The organism is Gordonia alkaliphila, from assembly GCF_039542465.1.
GTDB classification, from domain to species: Bacteria; Actinomycetota; Actinomycetes; order Mycobacteriales; family Mycobacteriaceae; genus Gordonia; species Gordonia alkaliphila.
Map to the genome: position 1 here is coordinate 132,520 of NZ_BAABIE010000009.1, position 15,817 is coordinate 148,336.

General features: G+C 70.5%; 9 protein-coding genes and 1 tRNA gene. 4 read left to right on the forward strand and 6 right to left on the reverse strand.

Annotated elements, in window-relative coordinates; genetic code table 11:
- Positions 1 to 15: 15 nt before the first annotated feature.
- The 4 genes from ABD989_RS11215 to ABD989_RS11230 form a co-directional block, all read right to left on the reverse strand.
- Positions 16 to 1,155 (reverse strand): acyl-CoA dehydrogenase family protein, encoded by a 1,140-nt coding sequence (locus ABD989_RS11215; protein ID WP_246995155.1) that lies wholly within the window; start codon positions 1,153 to 1,155, stop codon positions 16 to 18.
- 169 nt (positions 1,156 to 1,324) lie between these two features.
- The gene (locus ABD989_RS11220) at positions 1,325 to 2,548 is read right to left on the reverse strand and encodes a L,D-transpeptidase (RefSeq protein ID WP_372493211.1); all 1,224 of its coding nucleotides are present in this window, start codon (positions 2,546 to 2,548) and stop codon (positions 1,325 to 1,327) included.
- 376 nt (positions 2,549 to 2,924) lie between these two features.
- Positions 2,925 to 2,997 (reverse strand) — tRNA-Lys (locus ABD989_RS11225).
- 107 nt (positions 2,998 to 3,104) lie between these two features.
- A complete protein-coding gene (locus tag ABD989_RS11230; protein ID WP_246995152.1) occupies positions 3,105 to 3,329 on the reverse strand; it encodes a DUF3618 domain-containing protein in 225 nt (74 codons plus the stop codon).
- Positions 3,330 to 3,464: 135 nt separating this feature from the next.
- Here ABD989_RS11230 and bcp point away from each other — a divergent pair, with 135 nt between their 5' ends.
- Positions 3,465 to 3,938 (forward strand): thioredoxin-dependent thiol peroxidase, encoded by a 474-nt coding sequence (gene bcp / locus ABD989_RS11235; RefSeq protein ID WP_246995150.1) that lies wholly within the window; start codon positions 3,465 to 3,467, stop codon positions 3,936 to 3,938.
- A gap of 9 nt (positions 3,939 to 3,947) precedes the next feature.
- Positions 3,948 to 4,580, forward strand: a complete 633-nt coding sequence (locus tag ABD989_RS11240) for a TetR/AcrR family transcriptional regulator (RefSeq protein ID WP_246995148.1) — start codon at positions 3,948 to 3,950, stop codon at positions 4,578 to 4,580.
- A 14-nt stretch (positions 4,581 to 4,594) separates the two neighbouring features.
- Here the strand turns inward: ABD989_RS11240 and acpS are convergent, their stop codons facing one another.
- Positions 4,595 to 4,984: a holo-ACP synthase AcpS gene (gene acpS, locus ABD989_RS11245; RefSeq protein WP_246995145.1), complete on the reverse strand. Its 390-nt coding sequence runs from the start codon at positions 4,982 to 4,984 to the stop codon at positions 4,595 to 4,597.
- Entirely contained in the window at positions 4,981 to 14,187 is a 9,207-nt protein-coding gene (locus ABD989_RS11250) for a fatty acid synthase subunit beta domain-containing protein (RefSeq protein WP_345313551.1), read from the reverse strand. The genes acpS and ABD989_RS11250 overlap by 4 nt, the downstream gene beginning before the upstream one ends.
- Positions 14,188 to 14,481: 294 nt before the next feature.
- On the opposite strand from ABD989_RS11250, the gene ABD989_RS11255 reads away from it, so the two are divergent.
- Together ABD989_RS11255 and ABD989_RS11260 are read left to right on the forward strand one after the other, a co-directional pair.
- The gene (locus tag ABD989_RS11255; protein ID WP_246995143.1) at positions 14,482 to 15,273 is read left to right on the forward strand and encodes an LppX_LprAFG lipoprotein; all 792 of its coding nucleotides are present in this window, start codon (positions 14,482 to 14,484) and stop codon (positions 15,271 to 15,273) included.
- A gap of 28 nt (positions 15,274 to 15,301) precedes the next feature.
- Positions 15,302 to 15,694 (forward strand): DUF4189 domain-containing protein, encoded by a 393-nt coding sequence (locus ABD989_RS11260; protein ID WP_246995141.1) that lies wholly within the window; start codon positions 15,302 to 15,304, stop codon positions 15,692 to 15,694.
- Positions 15,695 to 15,817 lie beyond the last annotated feature (123 nt).

Genomic DNA, 15,817 nt, shown 5'->3' on the forward strand with positions numbered 1-15,817 from the left:
CGCGCCGGGATGGCACTACAGCGAGCGCGAGATGATCTCCTTCATGATCTCGTTGGTGCCGCCGTAGATCAGCTGCACGCGGTTGTCGGCCCACAGGCGGGCGATCGGGTACTCGTTCATGTAGCCGTAGCCGCCGAACAGCTGCAGGCAGGTGTCGGCGGCCGCCATCGCACGGTCGGTGGTCCACCACTTGGCCATGGCGACCGTCGGAATGTCCAGCTCGCCGCGCAGGTGCTTCTCCATGCAGTCGTCGAGGAAGACGCGAGCCACGTGCGCCTCGGTGGCGACCTCGGCCAGCTTGAACTTGGTGTTCTGGAAGGCGAAGACCGGTTTGCCGAAGGCGGTGCGGTCCTTGGTGTATTCGATGGTCTTGGCGAGTGCGACCTCCATGCCGGCCACCGCTGCGACGGCGATGATCAGGCGTTCCTGCGGCAGCTGGGTCATGAGCTGGATGAAGCCGAGGCCCTCCTGGTCGCCGAGCAGGTTCGACTGCGGCACCCGGACGCCGGTGTAGTTCAGCTCGGCGGTGTCCTGCCCCTTCATGCCGACCTTGTCGAGGATGCGGCCGCGGCTGAAGCCCTCCCGGTCGGTCTCCACCAGCACCAGCGAGATGCCCTTGGCACCCTCTCCGGTGTCGGTCTTGACCACGGTGATCACCAGGTCGGCCTGGCCGCCGTTGGTGATGAAGGTCTTGTTGCCGTCGATCACGTAGTCATCGCCGTCCTTGACCGCCTTGGTCTTGACGTTCTGCAGGTCCGAGCCGGTGCCGGGCTCGGTCATCGCGATGGCGCCGACCACTTCGCCGGAGGCGAGCTTGGGCAGCCAGTGCTTCTTCTGCTCCTCGGAACCGTAGGCGAGGATGTAGTGCGCGATGATGCCGTTGTGCAGGCTCTGGCCCCACGACGAGTCGACGACCCGCGCCTGCTCCTCGATGAGCACCGCTTCGTGCGCGAAGGTGCCGCCACCGCCGCCGTACTCCTCCGGGATGGACATGCACAGCAGGCCGAGTTCACCGGCCTTGGTCCACAGGTCCCGATCGACGTGATGCTGCTCAAGGTACCGCTCGCTGTTCGGAGCGATCTCCTTCTCGCAGAACGCGCGCGCCATCTCGCGCAGCGCCGTCAGTTCCTCGGTCTCCCAGGAGGGCTTGCCCATGTCTTGCCTGCCTAACTAGAACTCGGTGAATGATGTCTCGGGTGAAACTCCTTCGGAATCCTAACCAACGACCGTTGTCAACGTTGCAGTCGGCCCACCCGACGAATTCGGCCGACCCTCCAGGCGGAGGATCGGCCGAAAAACGTAGAGCGGGTGGTTCCGCGCGAGGTCAGCTGTTGTCGGTCGCGTTGCCCTTGAGCCAGGTGGACCAGGGCACGTTCCAGTCGCCGAGGCCGTCGAAGCCGGACAGCGTCTCGCCGCCGGTGTAGCGGACCGTGACGGGGTCACCGCGCAGGGTGTTGCGGACGAGCCACTGCGCGTCCTCCGGGCTCAGATTCAGGCAACCGTGGCTGGTGTTCGTGTTGCCCTGTGCCCAGACCGACCACGGCGCACCGTGCAGGTAGATGCCGCTGTAGGACATCTGGACCGCCCAGTCGACCGGGGTGCGGTAGCCCTCCGCCGCCGACGTCGGAACGCCGTAGGTCGACGAGTCCATGATGATGTGGTCGACGCGATCGCCGATCATGTAAATGCCGTTGGGGGTGTCGTGCCCGGGCTTGCCGAACGACGTCGGCATGGTGCGGACGACCTTGCCGTCCTTCTTGATGACGACGGTCTTGGTCCGGTCGTCGGCGAACAGCTCCATGGCGCGCTTGACCGTGAAGTTCGACTTCACGTTCTCCTGGCCGAACATGCCGTCGCCGAGGTCGACGCCGTAGGTGTTCACCGCGATGTCGACCTTGGTGCCGGGCGCGAAGAAGTGCTCCGGACGCCAGCGGACCTCCCGGTCGCTGATCCAGTAGAAGGCGCCCTTGACCTCGGGAGTCGTGGTGACCTTGATGGCATCCTGCGCGGCCTTGCGGTCCGGGATCGCCTCGTCGAAGCGCACGCCGACGGTCTGCGCGATGCCGACGTCCTCACCCTTGCCCGGGAGGATGTACGCCTGGGTCAGGTTGTTCGGCGCCTGCGTGGTGAACGACTGGCTCGACGTGGTCTGCCCGCCGACGCCCACCGCGTCCGCGGTCACCGTGTACTCGCGGCCGTAGCCGAAGGGTTCGGTGCTGGTCCAGGTGGCGTTGTCGTCGCTGAAGCTGCCCTTGAGCGGCTTACCGTCGGCCTTGGGGATGGTGACGTTCGACAGCGCGCCCTCGGAGGCCTTGACCACGATCGGCTTGCCCGGCTGGACGCCGACGGCGTCCTTGTCGAGCGGCTTGCCCGCTTCATCAGTCACCGAGATGGCCGGCTTGACCATGTCGGTGAACTCACCCGAGGCGTGAACCACGTCGCTGTACTGGCTGCCGCACGCGGTGAGCACCACCGCGGCCGCCACGAGCGTGCTGACCGCCATCGCCCCTCTGCGGGCGCGGCGATGACGCAGACGACTGATCCCCATTTTGCTCCAACCTGAAATCGCCCCGGACGCAGCACGTCTAGGCCCCGACTAAACGGACCGGTCACCCGGATATTGCCATTGTAGGGAACCATCGACGCTGACGCATTCCCGCGCGCGGGAATCACACCCGCATCGCACGGCGCTCAGAGTACACTCTCCGCGCCCGCCCCCGCCACGCGGAAGTCGGCCGAATCACACGCGGGTAATTCGCCCGCCGCGCCCCCGTTTTCACACCTGCCCCACGCGCCCCACGCCCCTTGGCTGGCGTGTCGCGACCCGTCCGCCGCCGCGCGACCCGAGCCCCGACCGCGACCCGCTAACAGGGTCGCGACATGCGAAAATCCCCTCCCACCGACTGGTGGGAGGGGATTCACTGTGCGCCATCAGGGACTCGAACCCCGAACCCGCTGATTAAGAGTCAGCTGCTCTGCCAATTGAGCTAATGGCGCTTGGCCTTGCGAGAAGAAACATTAACAGCACATCTGCCGGAATATGAAATCGCCTGGTCAGAGACGGTTTCTCGCGCTGCGCTGCGGGGGCCTCTTCGCGCGGATCGTCAGTTCTTGACGATCTTGCGGACCACGATCACCACGGTGAGGGCGCCGGCGCCGATCAGCGAGAACTTGACCGGCGGGCTGGCCAGAAAGGTCAGCGCCTTGGTCTTGAAGTCGTCGGCCAGTCGCTGCGGGTTGGCCCGCTCGGCCAGCTGGTCCAGGGTCGTCGCCAGCTCTTCGCGCGCCCGCGCGATCTCCTGCTCGATACGTTGGGTCTCGTCGGCCACGCGGTCCTCCAAAAGATGGGTCGGATGTTCGCACGGGGATCTCACCCGCATGAGCAGAAGCCTACCCACCCGCCGCGAAAGAGCAGTTGACACGCTCGCGTTCGGTCGGCCCGTCGGTCCGGTTAGGGTTGATGCATGGCAGCCAATGGACGACTCGAAGTCGGCGACCTCGCCCCCCAGTTCACTTTGCCCGATGCCGACGGCAACCCCGTCTCGCTGTCCGACTACGCCGGACGCAAGGTGCTGGTGTACTTCTACCCCGCCGCGATGACCCCGGGATGCACCAAGCAGGCCTGCGACTTCCGCGACAATCTGGCCGAGCTGAACGAGTCGGGCGTCGCCGTCGTCGGTATCTCCCCGGACAAGCCTGCCAAGCTCGCCAAGTTCGTCGAGCGCGACGAACTGAACTTTCCGCTGCTGTCGGATCCGGAGAAGGAAGTCCTCACCGCGTACGGCGCGTTCGGCGAGAAGAAGCTGTACGGCAAGGTGGTGACCGGCGTGATCCGCTCCACCTTCCTGATCGACGAAGAGGGCCGCATCGCCGCGGCGATGTACAACGTGCGCGCCACCGGGCACGTCGCGAAGATCCGTCGCGACCTGTCCCTGTAGCCGCCCGCCATGACCGCTGATGCCGCGGCGCAACCGCTGGTCCCCCGCAAGCGGCCCGCGCAGGAGCGCAGCCGACGCAAGTTCGAGGACATCCTCACCGCCGCCCGCGAGGTGCTGATCGACGACGGTTTCGACTCGCTCACCTGCGAGCAGATCGCGACGCGCGCCGACGTGCCGATCGGCACGCTGTACCAGTACTTCGCGAACAAGTACGTGATCGTGTGCGAGCTCGATCGCGTCGACACCGCGTCCGTGCGCGACGAGCTGACCGAGTTCGCCGGCGCGATCCCGTCGCTGGAATGGCCGGCGCTGCTGGAGAAGTTCCTCGACCACCTGGCCGCGCTGTGGCGCAACGACCCGTCCCGGCGGGCGGTGTGGCTGGCGGTGCAGTCGACCCCGGCCACCCGCCTCACCGCGTCGTTGAACGAGCAGATCCTGGCCGAGCAGGTGGCCCGGATCCTGGCGCCGCTCACGCCGTCGCAGCGCGCACGCCGCGAGATGATGGCGCAGGTGCTGGTGCACACCGCCTACTCGCTGCTGAGCTTCTCGGTGCAGGACGGCCACGATCACGAACTGACCGTGCAGGAGCTCAAACGCATGCTCGCCGGCTATCTCCTCTTGGAGGAGACAGCCGGCGGCTAGCAATTCGTCGAGGCTCAGGCCTCCAGGATCGCGACGGCGGCGGCGGTGTCGCCGTCGTGCGTCAGCGAGATGTGAATCGTCACGTCGGCGAGGTAGCGCGCCAGGTCGCCGTGCAGGCGCACCTTGGGGCGACCCCAGTTGTCCGAGACGATCTCGACGTCGTTGACCGCCGTCTCCGGCAGCACCGGCGTCTGCGCGTACCGGCTCGACGACCACGCCTTGATGACCGCTTCCCGCGCCGCCCACCGGGCGGCGAGGTGCTGCGCATCCGCACCGCTGCCGGCGGCCGCGTCCCGTCGTTCACCGACGCGGAAGCTCATCAGCATCGTCGAACCCGGCTGCTCCAACTGCTCGGCGAAGCCGGGCACACTGACCACGTCGATCCCGACGCCCACCACGCTCATCGGTACGACCCGGCCTGATCGAGGCGGACCTGCGGATCCAGCAGCAGCGCGGCCTCGGCGTCGTGCTCGTCGACGGCGTCGTCGAACCGACGGTTCGGCGGACGCACGTACGCCGCGTCACCACCGCACATGGCCTCCAGCAGACGCTGGCGACCGGCGCGCAGACGCTCGGCGGACTGCGCGCGGTACTGCTCGCGCTGCTCGGCGGGCAGGCTCGCCAGGAAGGCCTCGGGATGGACGACGGCGATCAGTCCGGAGACGTGTCCGAAACCGAGGCTGGTCAGCAGACCGGCCTTGAGCCCGAAGCGCTCGCCCATCGCGATCGGCGTGCGCGGCCAGACCAGGTGCGGGTACTCGGCCATCTTCTCGTCGACGCAGTCCAGGCTGCGGTTGGGCGGAATGACGCCGTCGCGCAGGACCTGGCACAGACCGATCAGCTGGAAGGCGGCGGCGCCGCCCTTGGCGTGACCGGTCAGCGATTTCTGCGAGACCACGAACAGCGGCGCCCCCTCGGTGCGGCCGATGGCCGACGCCAGACGCTCGTGCAGTTCCGACTCGTTCGGGTCGTTGGCCCGGGTCGAGGTGTCGTGCTTGGAGACGACGGCGACCTCGTCCGGGGTCACGCCCAGCGCGGCCAGCGACGCGGCCAGCGGCGAGTCGACCCCGCCGCGCGCGGCGCCCAGGGCGCCCAGACCCGGCGCCGGGATGGAGGTGTGGACACCGTCGCCGAAGCTCTGCGCCCACGCCACCACACCGAGGACCGGCAGACCCATCTGGGCCGCGACGTCGCCGCGGGCCAGCAGCACGGTGCCGCCGCCGGCGGACTCCACGAAGCCGCCGCGTCGTCGATCATTGGCGCGCGAGAAACGACGCTCCTCGATGCCGCGGGCGGTCATCTTGGCCGAGTCGGCGGTGGCCGACATGTCGCCGAAGCCGACGATGCCCTCGATACCGATGTCGTCGAACCCGCCGGCGACGGCGAACAGCGCCTTGCCGAGGCGGATCTTGTCGACGCCCTCCTCCACCGAGACGGCGGCGGTGGCGCACGCGGCGACCGGGTGGATCATGGCGCCGTAGGAGCCGATGTACGACTGGACCACGTGCGCGGCCACCACGTTCGGCAGCGCCTCCTGCAGGATGTCGTTGGCCTTGGCCTCACCCAGCAGCGTGTCGATGTACAGCGACCTCATCGAGGTCATGCCGCCCATGCCGGTGCCCTGCGTGTTGGCCACCAGGCTCGGGTGCACCCAGCGCATGAGCTCGGACGGCGAGAAGCCCGCGGTGATGAACGCGTCGACGGTGGCGACGAGGTTCCACAGGGCCACGCGGTCGACCGACTCGGCCATGTCCGGCGAGACGCCCCAGCGAACCGGGTCGAAGCCGGTGGGGATCTGGCCGCCCACGGTGCGCGAGAGCTCGAACTGACGCGGCACGCGGATCTCGGTGCCCGCCAGGCGGGTCACCGTCCAGTCGCCGGTGTCGCCGGCCGGAGTGATCCGGGTGCGCTCGGGGTCGGCGGCGGCGAAGGCGCGAGCCTGTGCCTCCGACGGCACCGAGAAGCTCAGGTCCTGGTCCAGGAAGACCGACTCGAGCAGCGGCGCGGCGTTGTCGACCATCGCCCCGTCGTCGGCGTAGCGGCGGATGCCGCAGCGCTCGAGCACGGCGTCGTGGTAGCGCTCGGCGATGTCGGACTCGGCGACCGGGTCACCGGACTCGACGTCGTACCAGCCGGGCTTGGGCGCGGTGTCCCATTGCACCAGGCCAATGCTCCACGCCAGCTCCAGCACACCGGCGGCGGACAGCTTCTCGTCCACCTCCATCTCGAAGCGGGTGCGGGCCGAACCGTACGGGCCCACCTCGCCGGCGCCGACGATGACCACCAGGTCCTCGGGGCGGGTGTCCAGCTCGGCCCAGTCGATGCGGTGGCCCAGCTCGGCGCGCGCCGGTGCCGACAGTGCGGCGACCTGCGTGACCTCGGCCTCCGCGGGCGCCTCGTCGACGCGGTCCGCGGCGGCCTGGGCCTGCTCGGCCAGCGCCTTCATGTCCAGCGAAGCCCCGTCCAGGCCCGCGGTGAAGTCGGCCAGCAGCGGCGCGGTCTGCGCCTGGGTGCGGGCCGCCCGAGTGCACAGGTCCACCAGGTTGGCGGCCATCTCCTCGGTGCTCCAGGTGCGCACGCCGGCGGCCTCGATGGCGTCGACCATCACGTCATTGCCGCCCATCAGGCCGGTGCCGCGCACCCACCCGATCAGCGCGTGCGCCAGGCTGGTGCGGCCGTTCCACGAGTCCTCGGCACCCCAGCGGGTGACGAGCGCGTCCAGGGCGGCCTTGCTCTCGCCGTAGGCACCGTCGCCGCCGAACATGCCGCGGTTGGGCGAGCCCGGCAGGACCACGTGCAGGCGACCGTTGATGTCGTGATCGGCGCCGATGGCCGACAGACCACCGATCAGCCGCTCCACCGACCACAGCAGCACCTTCATCTCCAGCTCGGCGCGGGCGCCGGCATCGGTGAGGTCACCGGCCACGCGCGGTGCGGCGAACGGGAACAGCAGGCTCGGCCGCAGGACCGGCTTGACCACCGCGGTGCTGGCACCGAGATTCTCGGTCTGCTCGGAGCCGAGCCATTCGGTCAGCGCGTCGACGTCGGTGTATGACGCCATGTTCGCCGGTACCACCCACAGTGCGGCGCCGGTGGCGGCGTGCTCGCGGTAGAGCTTCTTGTAGAAGTCCAGGCGCTCGCCGTTCAGGCGCGAGGTGGTGGCCACCACGGTGGCGCCGCCGGCCAGGAGTCGGCCGACGACGGCGGCCGCGATCGAGCCGGCCGAAGCGCCGGTCACCACCGCGATGTCGTCGGCGAACTCGCCGACCACGGTGCGGCGAGCGGCCTCGGCGATGCCCGCGTAGACGTCGGCGTGCGCCGCGCGTCCCTCGGCGCGGGCCTTGCCGGCCCACCAGGTCGCGTGCTCGGCGACGGTCTCGCCGGCGTCCGCGAAACGGTCGACGACGGTCGCGTCGACCTCGGTCAGCCACAGCCGCGCGAGGTCCTCGCGGGCGGTGGCCCAGCGGTCGTCGATCAGCACGGCGCGCTCGGCGTCGAAGACGGGAGCGACGGCGCGCTGCCAGTCCGCCCCCAGCTCGGCGCTGACGCGATCGGCCAGTTCGGCGGCCTCGGTGTCCGACTCCGGCGCCGACGCGGCGTCGGTCAGACCCAGCTTGGCCAGCACGGTCTGCGCGGCCGCGGCCAGCACACCATCCGGGCCGGTGATCTGCTCGGCGAACTCGCCGAGGGCCGCGGCGTCCACCGCTGCCCCGCCGCCACCGGCGGCGGCCGGGATCTCCACGGCGGTGCCGCGGGCGGCGCCGACGCTGCGCACGGCGCGGTCGATCACGGCGTCGAGGGCATCGACGTTGCCGACCGGGCCGTCGAGCAGGTCACCGAGGTCGCCGCCGCGCACGCTAGCGCCGTCGCGGGTGCCCAGGGCGAGGGCCACGAGCGCGTGCTGCGCCCAGCCCGGGCCCAGCTGCCAGGTGCCGGTGACGCGGTCGATGACGTGCGACTGGCGCTTGCCGACCGGGCCGGCGATCTTGCGGAACTGATCACCGACGGCATCGGTGAGGACATCGCCGAGCGGGCGGTAGCCGCGGGCCAGCGAGTTCACCGTGGTCGACAGGGCCGTCATGTCGGCTTCGGCCGCGCCGTCGATGGCTCCGAGGCCGAGCTCGGCACCTACGTCCAGCAGCAGCTGGTTGCGGCGCGAGGACACGCCGTCGCACAGGGCCTCGATGGTGTCGGCGGCACCGATCTGGTCGGTCCGCATCTTGGTCCAGAGCGCGATCACGGCGCGGACCGCGTCGGTGGGACCGAACGCGATGTCGTCCGGGCGCGGGCCGGTCGCGGCGGCGGTCGCCACGGGTGCGGCGGCAGCGGCGGGGGCGGCCGGTGCGGCAGCTTCGGCGGCGGGAGCGGCGGGCTCGTCGAGCTCCTCCGCCTCCGGCTCGGCGCCCGCATCCTGGGCGGTGAGCAGCGCGGCATCGGACTCGGCGTTGACCACCTCGGTGGCCGCGGTGGCGTAGTCGGGCAGCTTCAGCGTGTTGCGCGCCAGGCCGCTCAGCGTGGGCGCGGTGGCGACGCCGACCTCGACGAAGCGCTGCGTGCCCAGACCACCCTGCTCGGGGGCCGAGAACAGCAGATCCTGCGTCTCGATCCACCGCACCGGGCTGGCGAACTGCCAGGCCAGGAGCTCGATGAGGACCACGCGGGTCAGCTCGGCCGGGCGGGACGACCACGACGACCAGTCCGCGAGCACCGCGTCGAGCGGCTCGGACGGCACCAGATCGGCGATCTCGGCGATGAACTCGCGCTCCAGGTTGAACAGGCGCGGCACCAGGTTCGGGATGTACCGGCCCACCAGGATGGCCGGGTCGATGTGCGCGGGCAGCAGCTCGTCGAGCTTGCCGCGGAACTCCGGCACACCGGCGCGCAGCACGGTGGAGTGGAACGGGACGTCGATGCCGGGCACCAGGATGAAGGCGCGCTTGCCGCCGTGCTCGGCGACGCGACGCTCCACCTCCTCCTGGAGCAGTTCCAGGCCGCGGACGGTGCCGGCGATCGCGTACTGCGAGCCCAGCAGGTTGAGGTTCACCACCTCCAGGTACTCGCCGACCTGCTCGCCCAGACCGGAGACGAAGCCGATGACCTGCGAGTCGTCGAGCCCGAACTGGCTGGGGCGGATGGCCGCCATGCGGTAGTCGCTGCGGCCCTGCGCATCGCGCGGGACCAGGTGATGCATGGCCGAGCCGCGCTGGAAGACCACCTCGAGGACGGCCTCGAGCGGCAGCACCCCGGCGCACGCCGCGAGGGCGTTGTACTCGCCGACCGAGTGGCCGCAGGTGATCGCACCGTCGACGAAGCCGCCGGCTTCGCGCAGTTCGGCGACCTGCGCCACGCCCAGGGTCGCCATGGCGACCTGGGTGAACTGCGTCAGGAACAGCACGCCGTCCGGGTGATGGTAGGTCTCGCCGTGGGCGACGAGGGTGGTCGGGTTGTCGCGCACCACGGCCAGGATCGAGAAGCCGAGCGCCTCGCGGGTGTGCGCGTCGGCGCGGTCCCAGACGGCGCGGGCGGCCTTGCTGCGCGAGCGCGCGGCCAGACCCATGCCCTTGCTCTGGATGCCCTGACCCGGGAAGGCGTACACGGTGCGCGGTGCATCGAGCAGCGCGGTCGCGGCCATCACCAGGTCGTCGCCGACCTTGGCGGTCACCTCGATGACGTCGCGGCCGGCGTCCATGCCGACGCGGTCGACGCGCACGGTGATGGTGTCGCCGAGGCGGACCATGCCGAGGAAGCGGGCGGTCCAGCCGCGGATGGCGCGCGGCGAGGGCACCGGGTTGTCCAGGTCGGCGGCGGTGACCACCTGCTGGGCGGCGGCCGACAGCCACATGCCGTGCACGATCGGCTCACCGAGGCCGGCCAGCTTCGCGGCCAGCGCATCGGTGTGAATCGGGTTGCGGTCACCGGAGACCACGGCGAAACCGGTCATGTCGGCCGGGGCCACGATCGTGGTGGTGCGCAGGTGCTTGCGGACGGCGCTGACCTCGTCGGTCGGTGCGCCGCCGGCGCGCCGGGGGTCGGTCAGGTCGGCCGCACCGCTGCGTCCGCGGATGGCGAAGCGCTCGGCGAGGGTGGCGACCGGGGTGCCGTCGGCGTCGGTCAGTTCGACGTCGACCTCCACCACGCGACCGGCCGAGCTGTCGTAGACGTCGGCGAGGCGGGCGACGACGGTCAGGTCGGTGTCCGCGGCGGGAACGGCACCGGCCAGCGCGGTGGCGTGGTCGAGGTGCACGAGGTCGAGCAGACCTTCCACCACGGGCACGCCGGCCTCGGTGGTGGCGGCGCCGAGGACGCTGAACACGGCAGGCCAGCAGGCCGTCACGAGGGTGTCGGGCACGGCGAAGCCGAGCGGCTCGGCCGGGGTGACCGGCGCGTACCGACGCGGCAGGGTGGCGGCGGTGACACCGCTGTGGTCGGCCACCGAGTCGGCGTGCCAGGCGATGGTGGTGGTCGCGACGCCGTCGGCGACGGGGGTCAGCGACCCGCCCGCGGCCACGGTGAGCAGTTCGCGCATGGCGCCGGCGGCGGCGGCGATGCCGACGCTCGGCACGGCGCCGTCGAGGCAGCCCGCGTCCACCGTCAGCGGGATCCGCACGGCGGTGCCGGCCACCGGGACCGACAGCTCGAAGACCGCCGGGTACTCGTCGACGTCGGACACCTGCACCAGGCGGGCGCCGGTCGGGAGGTGGTCGGCCACCTGGCCGTCGTACACCTCCCAGCCCGCGAGGTCGCCCAGCAGCGCGATCGGGTTGGCCACGATGCGACCGGCCCACGAGACGTCGGCCGATTCCAGCAGCATGGTGATGTGCCCGGCCGAGGGCACCGCGCCGGTACGACGACGCGTATCCGCGGGCCACGAGTGCTCGCCGCCCGCGCGCAGGACGTCGACGACGTGCGCTTCGAAGCGGTTCAGAAGGTCGCCGACCGGCTCGTCGACCTCGGTGATGCCGGCCACGGCCACCGGGCCCGGGATGATGCAGACCTCGTCGGCGCCGTAGCGGGCGTCGTGGGCCTGCCACAGCGAGTCGCTGCGCCACCAGCGGCGCACGTCCTTGTCGACCACCGGCACGAAGTTCACCGGCTTGCCCGGGGTGCGGCACAGCTCCAGGAAGAAGGCCACATCGGCCGGGTGCAGCACGTCGGCCTCGATCGCCGGGTAGGCCTGCGCCAGCTCCGCGATCGCGGTGTGCGGGTTGTCGACGTCACCGTCGAAGAGCGAGTCGAACTCGCCCGAGTCGAGGTGGTGCATGCGCGCCTCGGTGCGGTGCAGCATGTCGGTGAAGCGCTGCGCCCAGGTCACGTCGGCCCACGGCAGGGCCTCGGCGGTGTCGGGGCCGACGGCGAGGTCGGCGTACCGGCCGAGCCACTCGCGGTAGGTCATGGACGCCACGTCGCCGAAGTACGGCTTGGCGGTGCCGGCCATCGCGGCGATGATCTCGTCGCGGCGTTCGGCGACGGCGTCGGCGTCGCCGGCCACCTCGTCGAGCAGGCGACCGCAGCGCGAGGCGGTGTTGTCGATCTCGTGGATGTCCGCGCCGAGCTGGCTGCGGCCGGAGGCCATGCCGGCCTCGCTGTGGCCGGCGCCGATCCAGGCGTCGCAGCCGCGGGTGTCGGCCAGCAGCTGCTTCACCTCGGGCGCGGTGGTCGCCTCCAGCGTCGCCATGGCGGCGGTCCCGATCAGGATGCCGTCCAGCGGCATCAGGGGGTAACCGTGCCGCGTGGACCACTCACCGGTGAGGTAGTCGGCGGCCCGCTCGGGCGTACCGATGCCGCCGCCGACGCAGACCACCACGTTCGGGCGGTCACGCAGCTCGCCGTAGGTGGCCAGCAGCAGATCGTCGAGGTCCTCCCACGAGTGGTGACCGCCGGCGCGGCCGCCCTCGACCTGCACGATGATCGGAAAAGCGGGCACTTCGTTGGCGATGCGCACCACGGCGCGGATCTGCTCGACGGTGCCCGGCTTGAACGCGACGTAGTGCAGCGCAGCGTCGTTCAGCTCGTGCACCAGGTCGACGGCCTCCTCCAGTTCGGGGATGCCCGCGGTGATGATGACGCCGTCGATCGGCGCACCGGTGGCGCGCGCCTTCTGCACCAGGCGCTTGCCGCCGAGCTGCAGCTTCCACAGGTACGGATCCAGGAACAGCGAGTTGAACTGAACCTCGCGGCCCGGCTCCAGCAGGTCGGTGAGGCGCGCGACGTTGTCGGCGAAGATGGCTTCGGTCACCTGACCGCCGCCGGCCAGCTCGGACCAGTGGCCCGCGTTGGCGGCCGCCGCGACGATCGCGGGGTCGACGGTGGTCGGCGTCATGCCGGCCAGCAGCATCGGCGACCGGCCGGTGAGGCGGGTGAACGGGGTGTCGACGACGGTGCGGCCGTCGGGCAGCTGCGCGAGGCGCGGCGCGTACAGCGCCCACGGCGCCGAGATCTCCGGGACGTTGCCCGGGACGAAGAGGTTGCGCTGGCCGCCGCGGGTGGCGACGGGCACGGCGCCCAGGCCCTGACCGCGCACCAGCGACGACGCCAGGCGGGTCGCCAGGTCGGCGGGACCGAAGTCGAGCAGCCATCGTGCGCCGCTGGCGACCACTTCACCGATCTGGGCCACCCAGTCGACGTGCTCCACGAGCACGGAGTCGGCGTACCGGTGCGCCAGTGCGGGGTCGAGCCCGCAACGCTGCGCCCACTCGGTGACCAGCGCGATGCCGTCGGTCATGTCCGGGTGGTGGAAGGGCACCGTGGTCATCACGTTCTCGAAGACCGGCGCGAACGGCGAGCCGCCGGTCAGCTTGCGCTTGTGCTCGTCGGCCGAGCGGGCGGCCTCTTCCTCGCACAGCACCTGGAAGGCGGCGAGGTGGCGCGGGGCGCCGGAGAGCACCAGCGCGCGGCGGGTGTTCTTCACGGCGATGGCCGGGGCGCCGAGGCGCTGGTCGGCGGGCAGGTTCGACACGTACTGCGCCAGCAGGACCTCGATGTCCTTGGGCACCACCTGCGACACCGACAGCATCGGCGAGGTGTCGGCGTTGCCGGCCAGACCGCGACGGCGTGCGGTGAGCGCGGCGGCCGCACCGATCAGCTGGGCCAGCGCCAGCAGCTGGGCATCGTCGGCGTCCCGGTCGGAGCCGTCGACGTTGAGCGCCTCGGTGGCCAGGACGCCCTGCGAGTGGCCGACGACGGCGATCGGCGGCACCGCGACGGTGTCCAGTCCCTGCTTGGCGAGCGAAGCGATGGTGGCGAGCTGGCTCAGCAGCACGCCGGGCAGCGAGACCGCGGCCTCGGCGAGATCGGCGTCGGCGAAGGCCTGCGGGTCCTCGTCGATCGCATGCATCCAGGCGATCGGGTCGAAGGAGCGCGTCCCGGCGCGCGCCAGGTCCTCCGCGACCGGCGCCAGCAGGCGGCTCGCGTCCTCGACGATCGCGGCCATGGCCGCTTCGAGGTCGGCGTCGATCACCACTTCGGCGAAGGACGGCAGCCAACCGCCGCCCTGTCCGCCGAAGCTCACGGCATAGGCCTCACCCGCGGTGAGACGGTCGAGCAGACTCGGTTCCGGTGCGGAGCTTCGGTCGTTACGCGAACGGGAACGGAACTGATCGAGGGTCACAGGCTCTCCTGAAAGGGTGCGCGGGCGGGCGGCAGCGAGGACTCGCTGAACACGGTCAATGATGACAGCCAAATATGAGGCTTCCCTCATGTTTAGGCCCGACCCGGGCGTATACCCACTGGTAGAACGGCGAGTAAGCGCCATTACCAGGGATTTTCACCCTCCAGAAATCGTTACCATTTCGTTATCTGTGCGGCGTGCCCGGCACTCGATGCCAAAAACCGTACACACCCTCGAAATTGCACTAGCAGTTGCTACATTCAATGGCTACCACCTGACGAATAGGAGCTCTCCATGAAACGTCGCCGCCTCCTCGGAGCGGTCGTGGCGCTCGGCGCAGCCGCCGCCCTGACCCTCACCGCCTGCAGTTCCGATTCCGATGACTCCCAGCCCGCTCCGGCCTCGTCGGACCCCGCGGCGACCGAGTTGCTGAACTCCGCAGCCGACGCCACCGCCGCCCTCACCGGCGCCCATGTGACGATGGCCGTCGACGGCTCCTTCCAGAGCATGAACGCCACTGCGGTGGAAGCCGACGTCAACACCAAGCCCCTCGCGGGCAAGGGCACCGCCACCCTGAACATGGGCGGCACCTCGGTGCAGGCGCCGTTCGTCTACCTGAACGACAACTTCTACGCCAACGTCGACAACAAGGGCTGGATCAACTACGGCGACGGCCGATCCATCTACGACGTCGCGCTGCTGCTCAACCCCGACACCGGCATCCCCAACGTGCTGCGCTCCATGGAGGGCGCCGCCACCGCGGGCGACGAGCAGGTCGACGGTGTGGCCACCACCAAGGTCACCGGCACCGTGCCCGCCAAGGCCATCGCCGGCCTGACCGGCGCCACCGGCGAAAGCGCCAAGGACTCCACCGACGCCGTGGACACCACCGTGTGGATCACCGAGGACAACCAGGTCGCCCGCGTCATCGTGGCCCCCACGAACGAACTGAAGCTGACCGTCGACGTCTCCAAATGGAACACCACCAGCGAGGTCAAGGCTCCGAGCCCGATCGCGACCCCGAGCGCCAAGCCCTCGACTCCCCCGGCCTCCGACCAGCCCACCACCGACAAGGTCGACGGCTGATTCAGCCGCCTCATCCAAGGAGAACGACATGAATCTTCGCGCACGACTCACCGGTGCCGGTCTCGCCGTACTCGGTGCGGCCTCGGTGCTGGCGGTCTCGTCGGCCATCGAACCCGCGCCCGCGCAGGCGGCCAACTACTACGGCGCTCTCGCGCTCTCCCCGTCGACCGGCGCCACCGGCCGCGCGTGGGACTACAGCGACACCACGAGCGCCCGCAACGCCGCCCGCTCGGCCTGCGGCTACTCCGACTGCAAGGTGGTGGCGGCCTTCGTGAACGGCTGCGGCGCCATCGCCCGCGGTGACGCCTATTGGGGTTACGGTGCCGCCGACGACCTCTACACGGCACAGTCGTACGCCCTGTACTACTCGGGCGGCGGCTACATCTACGACTGGCTGTGCACCTCGGGCCACTCCGCCTAGTCGCGCCGACGGACCCGCGAACGGCACCCGGAAGGCAATGCGCTCTTCCGGGTGCCGTCCGCGTTTCGCCCGCGACACGTTCGGCGAGGGGCCCCTCGCCGACCCGAAATGCACCTCACGCCG

Coding starts and splice junctions, on each gene's coding strand:
- ABD989_RS11215 (WP_246995155.1), bottom strand. CDS start 1,155: ATGGGCAAGCCCTCCTGGGAGACCGAGGAACTGACGGCGCTGCGCGAG.
- ABD989_RS11220 (WP_372493211.1), bottom strand. CDS start 2,548: ATGGGGATCAGTCGTCTGCGTCATCGCCGCGCCCGCAGAGGGGCGATG.
- bcp (WP_246995150.1), top strand. CDS start 3,465: ATGGCAGCCAATGGACGACTCGAAGTCGGCGACCTCGCCCCCCAGTTC.
- ABD989_RS11240 (WP_246995148.1), top strand. CDS start 3,948: ATGACCGCTGATGCCGCGGCGCAACCGCTGGTCCCCCGCAAGCGGCCC.
- acpS (WP_246995145.1), bottom strand. CDS start 4,984: ATGAGCGTGGTGGGCGTCGGGATCGACGTGGTCAGTGTGCCCGGCTTC.
- ABD989_RS11255 (WP_246995143.1), top strand. CDS start 14,482: ATGAAACGTCGCCGCCTCCTCGGAGCGGTCGTGGCGCTCGGCGCAGCC.
- ABD989_RS11260 (WP_246995141.1), top strand. CDS start 15,302: ATGAATCTTCGCGCACGACTCACCGGTGCCGGTCTCGCCGTACTCGGT.